The 17,995-nt window shown below is 69.5% G+C and carries 18 protein-coding genes; 6 read left to right on the top strand and 12 right to left on the bottom strand.

Going from position 1 to position 17,995, the window contains the following annotated elements; translation table 11 throughout:
• The first annotated feature begins 75 nt into the window (after nucleotides 1-75).
• The 3 genes from ACIHAD_RS26100 to ACIHAD_RS26090 are packed head-to-tail and all read left to right on the top strand — an operon-like array spanning nucleotide 76 to nucleotide 2,710.
• On the top strand, nucleotides 76-264 hold the full coding sequence (locus ACIHAD_RS26100) for a hypothetical protein (protein ID WP_397357248.1): 189 nt from the start codon (nucleotides 76-78) through the stop codon (nucleotides 262-264).
• Nucleotides 261-1,223 carry a carbohydrate kinase gene (locus tag ACIHAD_RS26095; RefSeq protein WP_397357247.1) on the top strand — a complete coding sequence of 321 codons (963 nt, stop codon included), beginning with the start codon at nucleotides 261-263 and terminating at the stop codon, nucleotides 1,221-1,223. The genes ACIHAD_RS26100 and ACIHAD_RS26095 overlap by 4 nt, the downstream gene beginning before the upstream one ends.
• Nucleotides 1,220-2,710 carry a mannitol dehydrogenase family protein gene (locus tag ACIHAD_RS26090; RefSeq protein ID WP_397357246.1) on the top strand — a complete coding sequence of 497 codons (1,491 nt, stop codon included), beginning with the start codon at nucleotides 1,220-1,222 and terminating at the stop codon, nucleotides 2,708-2,710. The genes ACIHAD_RS26095 and ACIHAD_RS26090 overlap by 4 nt, the downstream gene beginning before the upstream one ends.
• A gap of 471 nt (nucleotides 2,711-3,181) precedes the next feature.
• Here the strand turns inward: ACIHAD_RS26090 and ACIHAD_RS26085 are convergent, their stop codons facing one another.
• The 3 genes from ACIHAD_RS26085 to ACIHAD_RS26075 form a co-directional block, all read right to left on the bottom strand.
• Nucleotides 3,182-4,450, bottom strand: a complete 1,269-nt coding sequence (locus ACIHAD_RS26085) for a hypothetical protein (protein WP_397357245.1) — start codon at nucleotides 4,448-4,450, stop codon at nucleotides 3,182-3,184.
• A 1-nt stretch (nucleotide 4,451) separates the two neighbouring features.
• Nucleotides 4,452-4,769: a hypothetical protein gene (locus tag ACIHAD_RS26080; RefSeq protein ID WP_397357244.1), complete on the bottom strand. Its 318-nt coding sequence runs from the start codon at nucleotides 4,767-4,769 to the stop codon at nucleotides 4,452-4,454.
• 121 nt (nucleotides 4,770-4,890) lie between these two features.
• Nucleotides 4,891-5,067: a hypothetical protein gene (locus ACIHAD_RS26075; protein WP_397357243.1), complete on the bottom strand. Its 177-nt coding sequence runs from the start codon at nucleotides 5,065-5,067 to the stop codon at nucleotides 4,891-4,893.
• Between the two features lie 280 nt (nucleotides 5,068-5,347).
• Between ACIHAD_RS26075 and ACIHAD_RS26070 the strand changes: the two genes are divergently transcribed.
• Complete coding sequence (locus ACIHAD_RS26070; protein WP_397357242.1) at nucleotides 5,348-6,283, top strand: CPBP family intramembrane glutamic endopeptidase; 936 nt, start codon at nucleotides 5,348-5,350, stop codon at nucleotides 6,281-6,283.
• A 777-nt stretch (nucleotides 6,284-7,060) separates the two neighbouring features.
• Here the strand turns inward: ACIHAD_RS26070 and ACIHAD_RS26065 are convergent.
• Entirely contained in the window at nucleotides 7,061-7,573 is a 513-nt protein-coding gene (locus ACIHAD_RS26065; protein ID WP_397357241.1) for a GNAT family N-acetyltransferase, read from the bottom strand.
• Between the two features lie 73 nt (nucleotides 7,574-7,646).
• On the opposite strand from ACIHAD_RS26065, the gene ACIHAD_RS26060 reads away from it, so the two are divergent.
• Nucleotides 7,647-8,117, top strand: a complete 471-nt coding sequence (locus ACIHAD_RS26060) for an SAM-dependent methyltransferase (protein WP_397357240.1) — start codon at nucleotides 7,647-7,649, stop codon at nucleotides 8,115-8,117.
• Here the strand turns inward: ACIHAD_RS26060 and ACIHAD_RS26055 are convergent.
• The 3 genes from ACIHAD_RS26055 to ACIHAD_RS26045 form a co-directional block, all read right to left on the bottom strand.
• A complete protein-coding gene (locus tag ACIHAD_RS26055; protein WP_397357239.1) occupies nucleotides 8,095-8,592 on the bottom strand; it encodes a hypothetical protein in 498 nt (165 codons plus the stop codon). The genes ACIHAD_RS26060 and ACIHAD_RS26055 overlap by 23 nt on opposite strands.
• A 517-nt stretch (nucleotides 8,593-9,109) precedes the next feature.
• Nucleotides 9,110-10,276 (bottom strand): CU044_5270 family protein, encoded by a 1,167-nt coding sequence (locus ACIHAD_RS26050; protein ID WP_397357238.1) that lies wholly within the window; start codon nucleotides 10,274-10,276, stop codon nucleotides 9,110-9,112.
• Entirely contained in the window at nucleotides 10,269-10,820 is a 552-nt protein-coding gene (locus tag ACIHAD_RS26045; protein WP_397357237.1) for an RNA polymerase sigma factor, read from the bottom strand. Before ACIHAD_RS26045 ends, ACIHAD_RS26050 begins: the two co-directional genes overlap by 8 nt.
• Before the next feature lie 209 nt (nucleotides 10,821-11,029).
• Here ACIHAD_RS26045 and ACIHAD_RS26040 point away from each other — a divergent pair, with 209 nt between their 5' ends.
• On the top strand, nucleotides 11,030-11,161 hold the full coding sequence (locus ACIHAD_RS26040) for a hypothetical protein (RefSeq protein ID WP_397357236.1): 132 nt from the start codon (nucleotides 11,030-11,032) through the stop codon (nucleotides 11,159-11,161).
• 5 nt (nucleotides 11,162-11,166) lie between these two features.
• On the opposite strand, the gene ACIHAD_RS26035 is transcribed toward ACIHAD_RS26040, so the two are convergent.
• From ACIHAD_RS26035 to ACIHAD_RS26015, 5 genes are all read right to left on the bottom strand, one after another.
• Nucleotides 11,167-12,222: an FAD-dependent monooxygenase gene (locus tag ACIHAD_RS26035; protein ID WP_397357235.1), complete on the bottom strand. Its 1,056-nt coding sequence runs from the start codon at nucleotides 12,220-12,222 to the stop codon at nucleotides 11,167-11,169.
• 506 nt (nucleotides 12,223-12,728) lie between these two features.
• Complete coding sequence (locus tag ACIHAD_RS26030) at nucleotides 12,729-13,478, bottom strand: ABC transporter ATP-binding protein (protein WP_397357234.1); 750 nt, start codon at nucleotides 13,476-13,478, stop codon at nucleotides 12,729-12,731.
• Nucleotide 13,479: 1 nt separating this feature from the next.
• Complete coding sequence (locus ACIHAD_RS26025) at nucleotides 13,480-15,363, bottom strand: dipeptide/oligopeptide/nickel ABC transporter permease/ATP-binding protein (RefSeq protein ID WP_397357233.1); 1,884 nt, start codon at nucleotides 15,361-15,363, stop codon at nucleotides 13,480-13,482.
• Between the two features lies 1 nt (nucleotide 15,364).
• Entirely contained in the window at nucleotides 15,365-16,345 is a 981-nt protein-coding gene (locus ACIHAD_RS26020; protein WP_397357232.1) for an ABC transporter permease, read from the bottom strand.
• Between the two features lie 14 nt (nucleotides 16,346-16,359).
• Nucleotides 16,360-17,919 (bottom strand): ABC transporter substrate-binding protein, encoded by a 1,560-nt coding sequence (locus ACIHAD_RS26015; protein WP_397357231.1) that lies wholly within the window; start codon nucleotides 17,917-17,919, stop codon nucleotides 16,360-16,362.
• Nucleotides 17,920-17,995: the final 76 nt, after the last annotated feature.

The following is a 17,995-nucleotide window of genomic DNA, read 5'->3' as shown; positions in this document are numbered from 1 at the left end:
CCCGCGTCCACCGTCGACTCGCTCGCCAAGAGCGGCGACCTCCACAGTGGCGACCTCCACAGTAAGGAATCCCCGTTGACGACCAAGGACGGCACGACGCGAGCCGGCGTGCTGACGATCCTCTCCCCCCTGCGCCGGCGCGGCCTCGGACCCGTGGCGGCGATGGGGAACCCGGCGACCGGCAGCACCCGTACTCCCGGCGCGACCGCGATCCGCGTCATCGGCGCCGGCACGCCGACTCGGCACGAGGAGGCGATGGCGTGACACGACAACCCCCGGCCGTCGTCGTGATCGGTGAGTCGGTCATGGACGTGATCGCCGGTCCAGCCGGGAAGGGATCGGTGACGCCCGGCGGCTCCGCGCTCAACGTCGCTGTCGCGCTCGGACGGCTTGAGGTGCCGGTCCAGTTCGTGACAGCGCTGGGAGCGGACGGCTACGGGGATCAGATCCTCGCTCATCTCCGAACTGCGGTCGTGGAGGTCGTGTCCGCGGGGCAGGCCGGAGCCGGCACCTCGGTGGCCACCGCGAGGCCGGCGGCCGACGGCTCGGCGACCTACGACCTGGACGTCACCTGGAACCTGCACACGGACGTCTCAGTCGCCGAGGCCGGCCTCCTGCACGCCGGCTCGCTGGCGCTGTTCCTGGAGCCCGGCGCCTCCCGGGTGAGGGAGATCCTGGAAACCGCACGACAGCGCGGGGCTGTGGTGAGCCTCGACCCGAACATCCGGCCCTCGCTGCTGCCGCCGCGGCAGGAGGTCCGGAGGCAGTTCGAGAACCTCTGCGCGCATGCCGACATCGTCAAGCTCAGCGATGAGGACGCGTCCTGGCTCTATCCCGGTCTCACCCCTGGTGAAGTGGTCGGAACGCTGCTGAGGCTCGGGGTGTCGCTCGTCGGGCTGACCGCCGGAGCCGACGGCTCCCTGCTGGCCTCCGGCGCTCACCTGGTCCGGGTTCCCCCGGTCCCCGCGCGGGTGGTGGACACGATCGGCGCGGGCGACGCCTACATGTCCGGCCTGCTCTACAAGGTCCTGGAGCTCGATCTCGCGGACGTGTCGCGCGGACCCGGCAGTTTCCCCGAGGACACCTTGCGGGCCGTCGGCGCCTTCGCCGCCCTGGCCGCCGCCATCACGGTCACCCGTCGCGGGGCGGACCCACCGTACCTGTCCCAGCTCAGGTCCAGCCTCCCCGTCGCCACAGACGACCAACCCCAGGAAGCCGAATGAGACTTTCCCCCGAAAACCTCCCCGCCATCGCGGCGCGGATCCCCGTGCCGCGCTACGACCGGTCAGAACTTCGCGCCGGGATCGTCCACCTCGGAGTGGGCGGATTCCACCGCGCGCACCAGGCGATGTATCTCGACGCTCTGTTCGGCGAGCCCGACGCGTTCGGTGAGCCCGACGCCGGCCGGTTCGCCATCCTCGGCGTGGGCGTTCGTGCCGAGGACGTGTCCATGCGTGACGCGCTACGGGCACAGTCCACCCTCTACACGCTGGTGGAGAAGGAGGCGGACCGCCCTCCCCGCCCCCGGGTCATCGGCTCGATGATCGACTACCTGTTCGCGCCCGACGACCCCGAAGCGGTGCTCGCCGCGCTCACCGATCCCGCCGTACGGATCGTCTCGTTGACGATCACCGAAGGCGGCTATCACGTGAACCAGAGCACGGGCGAGTTCGAAGCCGACGCGGCTGTTCTCGCCGAGGTGCGCCACGGCGAGCAGCCGACCTCGGCGTTCGGCTTCCTGACCGAGGCGCTCGCACGACGCCGGACAGCCGGAACCGAGCCGTTCACCGTCATGTCGTGCGACAACCTTCCCCAGAACGGCCGGGTCGCGCAGCGGACGCTCAGCGCCTTCGCCGGCCTCAGGGACGCGGAGCTCGGCGAGTGGATCGACCGCGAGGTCAGCTTCCCCAACTCGATGGTGGACCGCATCACCCCGGTCACCTCCCGCCTAGACCGCCGACGACTGCTTGAGGAGTTCGGCGTCGAAGACTCCTGGCCGGTGGTGTGCGAGCCGTTCTGCCAGTGGGTGGTCGAGGACCGTTTCCCTTCCGGCCGGCCCGCGCTCGAACGCGTCGGCGTCCAGTTCGTCGACGACGTCGAGCCGTACGAGCTGATGAAGCTGCGCCTCCTCAACGCCGGCCACCAGGCCCTGTGCTACCTCGGCTACCTGGCCGGGTACCGGTTCACGCACGAGGTCTGCCGCGACCCCTCGTTCGTCCGGTTCCTGAGCGCCTACATGGAGGAGGAGGCGACGCCGACGCTCGGGCCGGTACCCGGCGTCGACCTTCCGGCGTACAAGAGACAGCTCATCGAGCGCTTCTCCAACCCGGAGATCAGCGACACCCTGGCCCGGCTGTGCGCCGACTCCTCCGACCGCATCCCCAAATTCCTCCTGCCCGTCACCCTTGCCCGCCTGGCGGAAGGCAAGGACGTCCGGCGGTCCGCCCTGGTGGTCGCGAGCTGGGCCAGGTACGCGGAAGGAGTTGACGAGCAGGGACAGCCGATCGACGTGGTCGACCGACGTCGGACCGACCTGGCGGACCGGGCAGCCCGCCGGCTCGCCGACCCCCTGGCCTTTCTCAAGGACGAGACCTTGTTCGGCGACCTCCGCCATCAGCCCGCCTTCACCGAACCGTACGTCAGGGCCCTCGACAGCCTGCACAGCATCGGGGCTCGAGCCACCGTCGAGCAGTGGGAAGACCGGCTGTGACACCGCGCACGCCTTGACGCGGCCGAACCACCGTCGCGCCCGCAGTCGTCATCGGGCTCCTTCCGCCGCACAACTCGCGACAGTTGGACAGCCGACTCCACCAGTGCGGGACCAACGTCCCCCGGACATCGCCACCCAGCCTGTCTGCGACATGACCGACCTCGACGACCTACGATCCATCCACCGAAGACCCGTCGTCACAGGAATGATCAACGAATACCACTACGTTGCACAGCCGCAGTTCAAGCCACGTAACTCAATATTCGATCGGCACACCCTTCAGACCTCAGCGCAGTGCCGTGAGCAGGGTTCGAGGAGTTCGTCCGCGCCAGGAGCCATGCGTTGCTGCGCTACGGCGGGGTGCTGACCGGCCGCCGGTACAGGGCGGCGAGGGACTCGACGAGCTCTTCGTCGGTGAGGGCGATGACGGGCACGTACGCGGTCCGTGCGCGTTCGAGCAGGGATTCCAGGTCACCTCGCAGGATGGGTCAAGGACCAGGTGAACTTCCGCCAGCCGTCGGCGGCCTTGTCGGTCGTGTGCTTCTTCAGCCAGTTGCCGACGCCTCTGGCCTGCTTGTTCTCCTTGCCCTTCTCGACCCCCCACTTGCCGAACGTCCAGCCCGCCGAGATGGTCCCGAGGGCGAGGCCGGTGATGACGACCGCCTCCGTCGCGCCGGTGAACGAGCCGATGACGCCGGCGAACAGGACCAGCAGGCCGCCCGCGATTCCCGAGCCGCCGGCGACGTAGTTGCCGGTCCGGACCCAGCCCGTGTCCCTGTTGTAGAGGAGGTCGTCGATCCCGGCGATGATGCCCAGGACCGCGGAGCCCTTGGCCAGGCCCTTGGCCACCTTGGCGTACCTGCCCGCGGCCAGGCCCTCGCCCAGGTCGGCCGCGAGCTGGGGCCGCGCCTCGGCCATGATGCGCTCGGCCGTCTCCACCCTCTGGTTCGCCGCCGTGATCTTCGCGGCCAGCTCGCGGGCCCTGGCCCCCAGCTCGCCGCGCGGTGTGCCGCCTTCCCTCCAGATCTGGTTGATCAGGGCCTTCTCGAGCTCGGCCCTGGAGAGCTTGCGCTTGGCCATCTTGCCGAGCACGCCCTGCTTCAGGTACTGGTACACGGTGCCGGCCTTGGTGCCCCCGTCCAGGAGCCCGAGGAAGGCGAGCACGGGGTCCGTGGCGCCCTTGAAGGCCGCGTAACCCTTGTACTGCGCCGTGCGCTCGAAGCGATCCAGCAGGCCCTTCGGATCGGGATCCGCCTTCTTCTCCAGCTTCAGCTGACGCAACAGGGCCAGCGGAGCGGTGGCCTTGTCGCCGTTCTCGGCCAGATCCTCCTCGGCGCGCTTGACGAAGTAGGGGTATCTGTCGCGGAGGTTGTACTGGAGATTGTCTTTCTGCTCCGCCGTCAGGCCCGGTTTGGCGAGTTCTCGCTCGTCCTTCTCGTACTCCCGGCTCCAGAAACGAATGTCGTGCTGCGCCTTCTCCAAAATGCCGGCGTACTTCTTGAGGCCCTGGCTGACCGCTTTGACGGCATTTCCCTGGGTTTCCAGCGCGGTGAAGGTGCCGCCGGCGCTGACGGCGAACATCGCGGCGTGGATGCCGGTCCAGCCGTTCAGCGCGGTGACCGCGTGCGCCTCCACCTGCTGGGAAGCGCGGGCCATGTCCGCGGCGGCCTGGCCGACCCGGCCGGCTTCACGGCGGATCGTTCCGGGATCGCCTTTCGGGACCTTGAAAGGGGCTGCCATTTCATTCGCCTCCCATCGTCTTGCGCAGGTTCGCCGCCATCGCCTTCAGCGCCCGGCCCAAATAGTCCACGTCGGCCGTCAGGTGCCCGGCCGTCCGCGCGTACCCGGCGGCCGCCGAGGTGGCCGCTTCGGGAACGAGGCCTTCCGAGGCCGCCGCCACCGCGCGCAGGGAATTGCTCACGTTCGGGATCAGTCCCTTGAGGTTCGAATGAACGCCGGCCATCCCTTGAGCGCCCGCGTCCATGTTGTCTGGTTCTCCGCCTAGAAAACCCATGCGCAGCAGCCTTTCCGAATGATCGTTTTCACTCTGGAGCGTCATGATAGCTGAATGATCATGACAAATCCGGAGAAAGCTGGGGCTTTGCTGCCTGCGTGGCGAAAGCGAACCAAGGACGGTGTTCCTGATGCGCCTCTCCCCCAGCGCGCTGACCGGCCGGGGGCTACGCGACGTCGTGATCAGCGGCGACGAGAGCACCACCGTGGGCCACCTCGTCCACGCCTTCCAGCAGAACCTCCAGGTTCCGGCGCAGCGCCTCTGGGCGGACGGCGTACCGCTGCCCCCCGGACGCGCCCATGACCGCGGCGCTGCGGGGAGCCTTCAGCGCCACGGCGGCCACCGCCACCAGGAAGGGCGACCAGCCCGCCGGTGTCGCCGAGGTACGCGCCGGCGGCGTGCACCGTCTGGGCTACGGCACCTCCACGGTCGGATCGGGCCACTGGTGCACCATCACGGTCGACGCTCAGAACCGCTTACACCTCCTGTTCTGCTGGGCGCATGAAATCACCCCAGTGAGAAATTCACGACTTCCGTGAGAGCTCACGCGGGCGGCGAAGAGCGGCGCAGGTCGTGAATTATTCACTGGCCACCCGAGGTCGGCGGCCCGCATCGTGGCGGGCATGAGGAACAAAGCCGATCTCATCATCTACCTGGCCGTCGCCTTCGGCGGGGCATGGCTGGCCGCGATCCCGCTGTGGATCCAGCCCCAGGGCCTCCAGAGCACCGCACTCCCCCTGTCCCTGGCCGGGCTGCAGTTGTCCCCCACGCTGGGGGTACTCGTGGTGTGGCTGGTGACGGCGCTGCGCAAGGACCCCGCCGCGCGGCAGTGGGCCCGCCAGACAGGCCTGACTTTCGGGCCCAGGCCGGGCCGGACCGTCGCGTACCTCGCCGCCACCTGGGCCGGCATCCCCGTACTGATCGCGGGCGTGATCGCGATCAGCGCGCTGTTCGGGGTCTTCCCCACCGATCTGGCAGGGCTTTCCGGATACCGGCAAGCCTTCCCGCAGGGCACGCACGCCACCGCCGCTGTCGGCACCCTCGCCGGAATCGTGGTGTCGACGCTGCTCGCATCGGTGACGGCGTTCGGCGAGGAATGGGGGTGGCGCGGCTTCATGCTGCCCCGTCTGCTTCCGCTCGGGTATGGCCGCGCCATCCTGGCCTCCGGCATCATCTGGGGCCTGTGGCACGCGCCCCTGACCCTGCTCGGCTGGAACTACCCTGGCCTCGGTCCCTGGGCGGCGCTGCCGTTCACCGTGTTCTGTGTGGCCGCCGGGGCCGGGCTTGGGTGGTTGCGGCTCCGTACCGGCAGCGTCTGGCCGGCGGTGATCGGGCACGGTGTGCTGAACGCCGCCGTGCCCACCCTGTACCTCGTCGTCTCGGCAGCGGGACGGCTGCCCGACCCGCTGCTCGGCGGGGTGTTCGGCGCGGTCGGGCTGCTCGTCTTCGGAGTGCTGGGACTGGCCCTGGCGCGCGTCCGACCCCCCGACGATGCGATGCCTTCCAGCCACGCGTCGGCATCGTCCAGCCCGTCCATCTCATCCAGCCAGGCCACCTGATCACGGAACGGCGACAGCCTGGCCCGCTGGGCGGGCCTCTTGAGCCGGTTGCACGTCGATTCCCGTCCGGCCAGACGACGAGCAGGCCCTCCATCCGCACACGGCCCGCGGTCCGCGGGCCCAGATGCGTCAGTGATGTCAACTGACGTTGAACCCCTCCGTGCCTGGCACCGACGGCTCGTCAAGAAGAAGTGGACACAGCGCGGATGGAGCGCACTGTGGGCGGGCGCCCAGGTCGCTGCGGCCGGCAGGTACGGGCATGCTGCTGCTTCACGATCTCGCGATGCCGGCGCAGGATGGTGTCTGGGCGGACGACAAGCCGCGGCCGGCGCAGGACGGCTCGGGGCAGTGAGGTCAGGAGCGCCGCCAGGAAGAGGCGGTCTTCGGGGGCGAACCTCACCCGTACATCGGCGCCGAGTTGTCGTTGCAGGACCATGATCTGATGACGCAGAGCGAGAATCTCGACATCCTTGTCCCGATCACTCATTGGCAGTAGCCGTAGCGCGGCGAAAGCGTTTGTGACGGTGAGATGAGCCAGGCGAAGAAGCACGAACGATCATCATGCCGCGCGTGGACTTCCTCCCCTGCCGTTGGAGGACGCCCACGCCATCCTCAGCCCCACAAGGCCCTGACCTGTCCGGACAATGCGGGTGACAGAGGGAGCAGTCCAGGTCATCAAAGCAGAATGCCGTCGCCTGGGCTGGCCCTGTCCGCATCCGACGGTCGAACGGCCCCAGTCGCGCTGAGGGCCATTCGACGCAGTCAAGGAGCGGGAGGTCAGACGCCGAACGCCGCCGGGTAGCGGATGACGCCGCTCGGGACGGGCCGCTCAGGGTCGAGGGCGAGCGCCATCATGTACTTGTCCTCGACGTCGAAGGGCGGGCGGATGCCGTACCCGGAGGCGGGGGTGAAGCCGAATCGCGGGTAGTACTCGGCGTGGCCGAGCACGAGCACCAGGTTCTCGCCCTGCTCGCGGGCGGCTTGCAGAGTGGCGCGGATGGCGGCGGAACCCGCGCCCCGCCGCTGATGTTCGGGCCTGACGGCGCACGGGCCCAAGGTGAGGGCGGGTGAGCCGCCGACGTGGCAGCGGGTGAGCAGCGCGTATCCGGCGAGCTCGCCGCCGGGGGCCTCGGCCAGCCAGGACAGGCCGGGCAGCCACGCCTGCGGGTCGGCCCGCAGCGCCTCGATGAGGTCGGCCTCGTGCGGGGTGGGGAAGGCAGCAAGGTTGATGTCCCGGATGATGGCGACGTCGCCGGCGCTCTCGGGACGGGTGGTGAGGGAAGAGGTCATGATCGGGTTCGTCTCCTTGTCCTTCTGCGGATGCAGGACATGGAGGATGCCTCCGCGGGGGTGCTCATGAAGCTTGCCCTTCTTGGCGAAGCCAGCCTCGGACGGCTTTACGCTTCTGCATACAAGAGCTGGCGAAGATCGCTACAACTTCTCAGGTCCGTCGATTGCGCGCGTCTACAACGCCGCCACCAGCGGCAAGGACAACCTGGGCGACGACCGGGAAGTCTTCCTCACGCTCAAGAGGATCGCCCCGCACATCGACCAGGCCGCCCGAGCGAACCTGGAATTCTCGATCCGTGCGACACGCGTCGTTGTGGCTGACCTGGGCATCTCGCAATGGCTGAATCTGGGGTGTGGTCTCCCCCCTCAGAGCACGCTTGAGAAGATCAGCTTGAGGGGGTGGAGTTGTGACACTCCAAAGAGTTGTCGCATCAGCCCACGGAGCCGGTTGGCAGGCTGCGGACATGTTCCGGAGCGCGGCATGGCACGTATGCGGCCACCCGTGGTCGCAGCGTTGACCATCAGGAGGCTGAGGCCTCCCTGACCGCTGCGGACAGCCAGACGGTCAGCCCAGTGAGGGTCACGATGGCGATGACGATCAGTGCAGGAAAGTACCAACCCGGGAAAAGCGACCCAAGATCGGTATCGCCAGAAGGATAAAGCACGATCGCGTAAGTGCTCAGGACGGCCAGGGCGAGACTCATCAGGTAGACCATGCCGGCGGCCGTGCACAGCACGAGGCCGCCGGCGGTGGATCGGCGATTCAGCCGGCCCCCCAGTGCGGCGACCACGGCCGCCTCGGCGGAGAGGATGAGGGCGATGGCGCCCACCCATCCCCTCGCCGATTCGATCGCCCCGTCCAGCCGGCCTGGCAGCAGGTCGTTCCAGCCTTCGTGCCCGGGGTCGAGCCCCGCCTGGACGGCCGACTGGAGCGCGATCAGGGTCGCTCCGGCGTACAGCAACGGCGCTGCCAGAGCGCACAGCAGAGCGGGCGAGCGCTTCAGGTACCGCAGATCCATGATCGATTAGACGGCCGATTCACACTGAGCGTTCCGCGACGGATCACCTCCGGGCGCCTGAGATGGTGATCATCTCTGTCGGTCGCAGCTGTAACGGGGCCGGCGTTGGGCGGGTCCGCCGCGAGTAAGGCGACGGGCAATCCCGGCGATGGCGGCCCAGCGGATGATCGCCGCGGACACCGCGGGATCGCGTTCGTAGTCGCGAGCCAGACGGCGGCAGGCCAGCAACCTGGTCATGGACTTGGGCGACCGCATCGCCGGCGGAGCCACCTCGGCTTGCTCGTAGGTGCTGTGGTGGAATGCGGACCAGCATGACCCTGCCAACCTGCTGCGCAGTCACGGTGACCTCAATCGAGAACGCACCACGACGGTGGCGCCAGAACTGCGTCGGTCACGCAGCCCATTGTCTCGAAGGGCCCAGAGAAGCGCTCGCGCGCTGACAAGCAGGACACGATCCCGCCGCCCGCAGGCGCTGACAGAAAGGAAGGTGGTGAGCGTGCGTGCCCGGGGCGGCTCGTCACGGCAGCGGACGGTCGCTGAACCGGCAGCCGCGTGGCCGCTTGGGGCGTTCGCTGGTCCAGCCGGCCTCAGGTGCCCATGCTTGAGAGGATATGAACGTCCCCTTGGCGAGCCCCTCCGTGCTCTCGGCCGCGATATCGACGTTTGTCGCCAAGACGGTGCCGGTGTGTGGGTCGAGGATGGTGGTGTACATCTGCACCACGACGTCATTGGTACCGAACTCGGCGGTGAAGCCCTCGCTCTTGATGAAGGTGACCGCGATTCCCGTACGTCCCAGAGGGTCAGTGATCGAGCCGCGCACCTTGGTCGTCGGCAGGCCGGCGAGGAGACGCAGGGCGGCTGCCCTGACCGAGGGCTTGACCGGGAGCTCCAGAAGGGCGGAGGAGGTGACGAGGAATTGTTCGAAGCTGACCTTGGGCTGGCGGCTGTCGTTTCGGATCTTCCAGTAGGTCCGTAGTTTCTCCCGGAGTTCTTCGGCGTCGCCGGGCAGTGCCGCGAGGTCGGCCAGCGTGAGTTCACCCAGCCGTCTATCAGCGAGCACGCCGCCCGGCTCGGCCGCGCGCGCGTACACGCATTGAGAGGGCTTGGACCGCAGCTGGACCTTCGCGCAGTCGCTCGCTCGGGTGCACACGCGCTGGACCGTGACCGGAGAACCCGCCGCCCGCCACGCACGCTCGTCGGCCTCGGTGGCGGGACGGACGAACAGCTGCCACCGCTCCCCCTGGACGGGGTCGCCGGGATCGCGCGGCTGCCAGAGGTCGATCCGCGACGAGGACAGGACGTTGAACGTTTCGCCGCCCGCCCGGACCCTGATCAGCTCATTGCTGAGCAGCGGCCTGCGCCAGTAGGCGCCGCGCTCGTCCGGCAGTTTCGCGACCTGGTCCGCCAGCCGGAGCAGGGCATCGTTGCCGCCTGCGGGCGCGAGCATCGGTGCGGGAACGGCGGTCACGTTCGACACCAGCGTGACGACGGCCATGACGACGGCGATCGTTGTTGCGGCCGCTCCCAGGGTCCATCCCCAGGCGAGGCCGCGCCGATTCGCTCTACCTGGCCGTACCGGCTTGAGCTGGGCGGCGGCAAGCCGGAGGCGGGCCTTCTCGACCACCTCCGCCGAGGGCGGCGGAGCGTCAGGCAGCGCTCTCGCCAGGAGGCTCAGCTCATCCATGGATCTCCTCCAAAGGGTTGACGTCGCCGAATGCCTTACGGAGCTTCTTGCGGGCCCGGTTGAGCCGGGAGGCGACCGTCCCCGCTGGGATCCGCAGGGCCGCGGCGACCTCGGCGTGGCTGAGGTCGCCCAGCACGCTCAGCAGCACGACGTCGCGGTCCCCACGATTGAGCCCGGCCAGCGCCCCCGCCAGCTTGCCGGTCAGCCGGCCCGCAGCCACGCGGGCCAGGGCTGCGTCCTCGGGACTGTGCTCGGCGCGCTCAGCCGTCCGGCTGAGCGCCTTCCATCTACGGATCTCGGTACGGCGATGCCGTGCGATGAGGTGGGTGGCGATGCCGTACAGCCACGGACGCACCCCGCCGCGCGAGGTGTCATAGCCACCTCGATAGGCCGCCAGGAACACCTCGGCGGCCAGGTCGTCAGCGACGTCGTCGGACAACCGCCTGACGATGTAGCGGTGGATCTCGGAGAAGTGCGCATTGAAGATCTGCTCGAAGTCCACCCGTAGATCGGGTGGGTCGGCCAGGTCAGGTGGAACGGCCATGCAGGCGTCTCCGCTGGATCAAGTGAACGATGGACGCCCTTACTTGCCCGAAGTGCCTTGCTGCTTTCACGGACCGTCGCTGAGCCTCTCGCCTATGTCTGCCTGAGGCAACTCCAGATGCCGCCTGACCCGTCTTGTCAGCGTATGTTCAGGTCAGTGATTCGCTCGGGATCGATGATCGGATCAGGAGCAGTGCGCAGCGGAGCCGCTTGGTCCAAGGCCCGCGCCGGGTCTCCCAAACTCCGCGGCGGCGGGCCGTGACCCTGCTGATCGGCTCGGACTCGTTCGACGACGGCAGGGGCCACTCCGTCATCGGCCGCCTCGTCCGCGACCTGCGCTGACCCCGTCAGCGCGACAACGACTGCAGTGACCCGGCGATCCAGTGCCCGGCCCAGCGCTTGATCTTGCGCAGCGCCTCCAGCCGGCTCGCCGCCCGGTCGAGCCGGTAGTACAGCCGCGGCGGCATGTACGACAGCAGCGGCGAGTGCCGCTGGCCGAGCAGCGCGAACATCTGCGCGGGCTCCAGGCGCAGGTAGCGCGGCAGGTCCTCGTAGAACCGCGCGCTGTAGCGGGCGGCGCTCTGGACCGGCAACAGCGCGGCCTTGCGCTCCCGCGCGTAGGCCGCGAGCGCGAGCGCCAGGGCGGGGTGGCGCTCGATCGCGCCGGCCAGCGCGATGGCGTCCTCGAACGCGAGCGTGGTCCCGGCGCCGATGGAGTAGTGCGTGGTGTGCGCGGCGTCGCCGAGCAGGACGAGGTTGCCGCGGTGCCAGGAGCGGTTCGTCACGGTCTGGAAGCGCAGCCACTGCGCGACGCCCTGCCCGCGCCCGATGAGCCGATGCCCGTCGAGCAGGTCGACGAACAGCTTGTCCAGCAGCTCCAGGTTGCCCGCCTCGTCGGCGCGGTCGAGCCCGAGCCCGCGCCACGTGGCGGGCGCGCACTCGATCACGCAGGTGCTGCGCTCGTCGTCGAAGCGGTAGCCGTAGCACCAGATCCAGCCGTGCTCGGTCTCCACGAAGGCGAAGGTGAAGGCGTCGAAGACCCTGGTGGTCCCGAGCCAGATGTAGGTGTTGCCCCCAATGGCGACCTTGGTGCCGAAGTCGTGGCGGCCGCGCAGCGGGCTGTTCACCCCGTCGGCGGCCACCACCAGGTCGGCGTCCGGGACCTCGCCGCGGATCTCGCGCTCGAACTCCACCCGCACGCCGAGTGCGATCGCCCGGTCGGCCAGGATGCCGAGCAGCCGGTGGCGGCCGATGCCGAAGCCCTCGTCGCCGCGGTGCGTGGTGGTGCGGCCGCCGACGAGGGCCATCCCGTCATGCCACCGCACGGACGCCTCGCCGATGGCGCGGGCCGACTCGGGATCGCTCTCGTACAGCCGGTCGAGCAGGCTGCCCCAGTACGTCACGCCCCAGCCGTACGTCGAACCCGCCGGATCGCGCTCGAAAACGGATATGTCACACGAAGGATCGCGCAGCTTCATCAGGATCGCGAAATACAGGCCAGCGGGTCCGCCACCGACACAAATCACCTTCTGTACTTCGTTTGACACAGAGTAGTTATACGCGCACAGTACGCCACCACGCGCCTACGCCACGCCGGACCCGAGCCAGCTGTTCGCAGGCGCTGTACGGGGTGAAGCGGTTGTGCGGCATCGGTCCGCCGGCTGCGGAGTTCGTCCGGCGGGACCATACGCCGCACCTCACCGAGGCCATGCAGATGCGCAAGCTCGGTGTCGCGGTGGGGGCGGCTACGCCGGCGAGCTGCTTACCGACGGCCCCGCCGAGGATGACCCGGTGGTTGTGGTACGACGCCCGGCGGCGCAGGATCAGCGCCCGCCGCCACCAGGTCGAGCGTCGAGTAGGTGTCGATGAGGAACGGCTTGGACACCTCGAGTCCGGCATCGACTCTCAGCTATGAGCGGCCATTACCCATCGTCATGTTCGGGACGGCTTCGAGGAGCTGCTTCGTGTACGGGTGCGCGGAACGCTCGATGACGTCCTCCGTCGTACTGTGCTCGACGAGCCGGCCGGACTTCATGACCGCGATCGAGTCGGCCATGTAGCGGACCACGGCGAGGTTGTGCGAGATGAACAGGATCCCGACACCGGTCCGGCTCTGGATCTCCTTGAGCAGGTTGAGCACGGCACCCTGGACCGAGACGTCGAGCGCCGACGTGATCTCGTCGGCGATCAGGACCTCGGGCTCGGCGGCGAGGGCGCGGGCGATGGCGACGCGCTGCCGCTGTCCGCCGGAGAGCTGCCGGGGGCGCTTGTGGACGTCGCCAGGATCGAGCCGGACCATCTCGAGCAGCTCGGCGACCCGGGCCGGCCGCTCCCGCCGCCCGCTCGCCCGGGGCAGGCCCTCGGCGATCGACGCGCCGACGCTCATCCTCGGGTTGAGGGACGCATACGGGTCCTGGAACACGTACTGCAACGGCGGGCGGCCGCGCGGGTCGAGCCCCGCCCCCTTCCAGAGGATCGTGCCCGAGGTGAGCGGGGCGAGGCCGACCGCCGCCCGGGCGAGGGTCGACTTGCCGGACCCCGACTCGCCGACGAGCCCGACGACCGAGCCGGCCGCCACGGTCAGGCTGACCTCGTCGACGGCCGTCACGGCTCCCTGATTGTGGCCGTACCGGACAACTATGTCGCGGAGCTCGAGCACGTCACGCCTCGCTTTCTAGGACCGGCAGCAGCGGATGCCAGCAGGCGACGGCGCCGCCACCGCCCGAATCGGCCAGTTCGGGACGCGCCTGCCGGCATCGGTCGTCCGCCTGGCCGCACCGGGGCGCGAACGCGCAGCCCGGCGGCAGGTCAGAGGCGTGCGGCGGGCGGCCGGGAATGTTCGCGAGCGGCCGGGACCGGTCCGTCGACATGTCCGGGATGCTCGCGATCAACGCGCGGGTGTACGGATGCGCGGCCTCGGCGAGCCCCTTGACCGGCAGTTCCTCGACCACCCGGCCGGCGTACATGACCAGGACCCGGGACGCGTTCTCAGCCACCACCGCGATGTCGTGGCTGATCAGCAGGACGGCGGCGTCGCTCTCCCGGGAGATGCGCCGCAGCAGGCCGAGCACCTCCTTCTGGACGGTCACGTCGAGGGCGGTGGTCGGCTCGTCGGCGACGATCAGCGCCGGCTGGGCCATGAGGCCCATCGCGATCGAGGCGCGCTGGCGCATGCCGCCGGAGAACGCCATCGGGTACTGCTTCGCCCGCGCCTGCGGGTCGGTGATCAGTACTGCGCTGAGGCGGTCGACGGCTCGTCGCCACGCGTCCCGGCGGCCGAGGCGTTCGTGGGTTTCCGCGACCTCGGCGAGCTGGCGTCCGACCTTGAGCGTCGGGTTCAGCGACGACATCGGGTCCTGGAACACCATCGCGAGCGAGGTGCCGAGCAGCCGCTCGCGGTCGCGGGGGCGCATCCGCCGCAGCTCGTTGCCCTTGATCTGGTGCACGTCGGCCTCAGCGACGTTCGGGTACGAGGTGAGCTGTGCGGCCGCCATGGCGGTGAGGCTCTTGCCCGATCCCGACTCGCCGACCAGCCCGACGATCTCGCCGCGGCGAAGGCGCATGCTGACGTCGACGACCGGGGAGAAGGGCGCGGTCTCGCCGGGTACGGTGACGGTCAGGCGCTCGATCCGGAGCACCTCGTCGCCCGGTGGCGGCGTCTCGGCCGGGGCCGTATCCCGGCGCTGGGCCCTGAGGGACGGGAGCCGGAGGTGACCGTGCTGGCTGCCGCCGAGGACCTGGGTCAGCAGCTCGCCGGCGAGGACGAATGCGAGACCCGCGACGACGATCATGATGGACGGCGCGAGCGCGGCCGCCGGGTTGGTGTAGATGGCCGGCAGCCCGTCGGCGAGCATGCGTCCCCAGTCGTACTGCGGCGGTTGCACGCCGAAGCCGATGTAGGACAGTGCCGATATGCTGAGCAGCGCCGCCCCGACCTGGCTGGTCGCGTTGATGACGAGGGGTTCCGAGATGTTCGGGATGACGTGGCGAATCAGGATCCGCCACCGCGGGACCCGGAGCAGTCGCGCGGCGGAGACGTAGTCGGCGTTCGCGACGCCGCTGGCGGTGGTGTGGGTCAGCCGCGCGAACGAGGGCGCGAAGGCGATCGCCATCGACAGCACAGCGCCGCGCGCCCCCACTCCGAAGATCATGGCGAGGAACAGGGCGAGCAGCAGCCCGGGAAAGGCGACCATCAGGTTCAGGACGGCGACCACCGCTCGGCCGGCGCGCCGGCCGAGCACGACGGGGACGGTGCCGATGATCAGCCCGCAGGCCACGCCGATGCCGACGACGAGCAGAGCGAGGACGAGGGACAGCCGGGTGGCCACCAGCGTCCGCGTGAGGACGTCGCGTCCGAGGGCGTCCGTGCCGAACGGGTGCGCCGCCGACGGTCCCGCCTGGAGCGCGCCGCCCGCGATCTCCGTGGCCCGGTCGCCGAGCAGCAGCGGCGCCACGACGGCGGTCGCGACCAGGAGCAGCAGCAGGGCGACCGTGACCACGCCGAGCGGCGACGACAGGTGATGGCGGGTACGTGACCAGGACACGTCAGCTCTCCTTGATCGTCGAGCGCGGGTCGATGACGGCGATCGCGATGTCGACCGCGAGGTTGATCAGCAGGATGCCGGCGCCGAAGAAGAGCGCGACCGCCTGGACGACCGGGTAGTCCTTGGCGAGCACCGAATGCACGAGCTCGGCGCCGACGCCGGGCCAGGCGAACACGTTCTCCACGAGCACGGTGCCGGCCACCATCGACGCGAGGATCATGCCGGAGACGGTCAGCGTCGGGGTCAGCGTGTTCGGCAGCGCGTGCCGCAGGTAGATCAGCCGCGCCGGGAGGCGCTTCGCGCGCGCCGCCCGGATGTAGTCCTCGCTGAGCACCCGCTGGGTCTCGGCCCGGACGATCCGCGCCAGGTAGGCGGCCGGGCCCACGACGAGGGCGGTCACCGGCAGCACGAACGACGCGGGACCGGACAAGCCCGCGACCGGCAGCGCATTGAGGGAGACGGCGAAGACGAACACGAGTCCGACCGACACCAGGTAGTCCGGCACGGAGAGCGCGAGCCCGGTCACGCCGCCGAAGCCGAAGTGCAGGCCGCGGCCCCGGCCGTCCCGGGTGGCGATACCGAGGAGCAGGCCCACCGGTATCGCCACCGCGAGGCAGACCACGAACGCGGTCAGGCCGAGCTGGAGGGTCGCGGGCACCAACTGTGCCATCTTCTCCCGCACCGGCGTCTGGGTGTCCAGGGACGTACCGAGGTCGAGGTGGAGCAGGTTCCAGAGATAGTCCAGGTACTGCCGCCACAGCGGGTCGTTGAGCCCGAGACGCTCCCGGGTGGCCGCGATGGTCTCCGGCGGCGCCATCAGGCCCAGGGCTCCGCGTACCGGGTCGCCCGGCAGCGCGTGGACCATGGCGAACGATGCGGTGACGACGACCGCCAGCGAGACGACGAACCTCCCCAGCCGCCGGATCAGGAATACCGGCCACGGGTGCCTGGCGCGCAGCGACGACTTCACAGAACCTCCCATCCTCCCCGCCGTACCTAGCGCAGAACCCGGAGCGAGGTGGGCTCCAGCACGCGGGCGACGACGTCGAACTTGGCCCCGTTGCCCCAGTAGAGGTAGGGCGAGACGGCGATCGGGGTGATGTCCGCGTCCTTGATCAGGGCGCCCTCGCCCGCGTTCCAGTCGGCGCAGCCGCCGGTGCCGGACTTCGCCTGCGCCGCCTTGATCGAGCTGTCGAAGACGTCGTTGTGCATCGAGCCGTAGTTGATGCCGCCATGCGACGGGGTGGCGCCGGAGAAGAACGGCACGAGCGTGGCCGGGTTGGACACGCCGAGGCCGATGAGGGTCGCGGTCCACGGGCCCTTGCCGCCGAAGACGACATCGGACCGCGCGTTGAACGACTGTCCCTTGAGGTCCACCTTGACGCCCAGCGCCGTCCACTTCTGGCCGATGTACTCGGCCGCCGCCGCGGTCGTGGTGTCCTCGTTGTCGTAGACGAACGCGACCTCGAGCGGCTTGCCGTCCTTGGCCCGGGCTCCGCCGCCGGCGGCCGTCCAGCCGGCCCGGTCGAGCAGCGCCGCCGCGGCGGCCGCGTCGTACGCCGGCTTGTTCGGGGTGACGGTGTCACCGCTGCAGATCTTCGGGTCGGTCAGCAGCCCGTTGGCCTCCTGTCCGAGGCTGCCGGTGGCGACCTGGGCCAGTTCCTTCATGTTGAGAGCGCCGACGAGCGCGCGCCGGACGTTGACGTCGGCGGTCGGCAGACCGGCGGCCTGGTTGAAGGTGAGCTCGTCGTCGATGATGCTGCCGCCGTCCGAGAACACCTTGGCGGCCTTGAGCCGCTGGGTGTCGGCACCGGAGAGGAGCGAGATGTTGACGCCCTTGCTCAGCAGGAGGTTGGCCGTCGTGGTCACGCTCGTCACGAGCTTGAAGGTCACCTTCGCCGGCATGCCCTTCTCGGCGGTCGAGGCGCCGTTCGGCCCCCAGGCGTACCCGTCGCGGCGGGTGTACGTGTACTGGTTGCCGGCCTGCACGCTGGAGAGGACGAACGGACCGGAGCCGGCGGAGGCGGCCTTCAGGGAGTCGCGGTTCTTGATGGCGCTCGAGCAGACCAGCGGCAGCTCGGCCAGGTTCTGGAAGAAGAAGGGCGCGCCCTCCTTGAGCTTGACCGCGACGGTGCCGGCGGCCTTGTCGGCCGTTGCCGTGGCGCCGGCAGGAACGGCGGCGCCGCGCATGGGCGAGCCGTTGCCCTCGGCGGCCACGTAGTTGATGTTGTCGGCCACCGTCTGCGCGTCCATCGGCGAGCCGTCCGAGCAGGTGACGCCCTCGCGGACGGTCAGCGTGTAGGAGGTTCCCTCGCCGGTCCACGACTTGACGACGCTGGGCGCCACCTCGCCGGAGTCCAGCAGCTTGACGGGCGTGTCGTAGGCGAAGACGGCCATCATCTTGTTGACGCCGTTGACCGAGCGCTGCGGGTCGAGCGCACCGGGGTCGCTGTCGATCGCGATGGTGAGCGAGCCGCCGTCGGCATAGTCGTCGCCGGACGAGCTACCGGTGCTCCCACCGTTGGAGCAGGCAGCCAGCGCGACCGTCGAGCACAATACGGAAATCGAGACACGAAAAGGGCGATTTCGGACCATTGGCGCGTGACTTCCTCTGCGGCCGGCGGGACGAGCC

Source organism: Nonomuraea sp. NPDC052265 (genome assembly GCF_044547985.1).
GTDB lineage: Bacteria > Actinomycetota > Actinomycetes > Streptosporangiales > Streptosporangiaceae > Nonomuraea.
The sequence above is the reverse complement of the archived record's forward strand: the minus strand, read 5'-3'. Positions and strand labels throughout refer to the sequence as shown.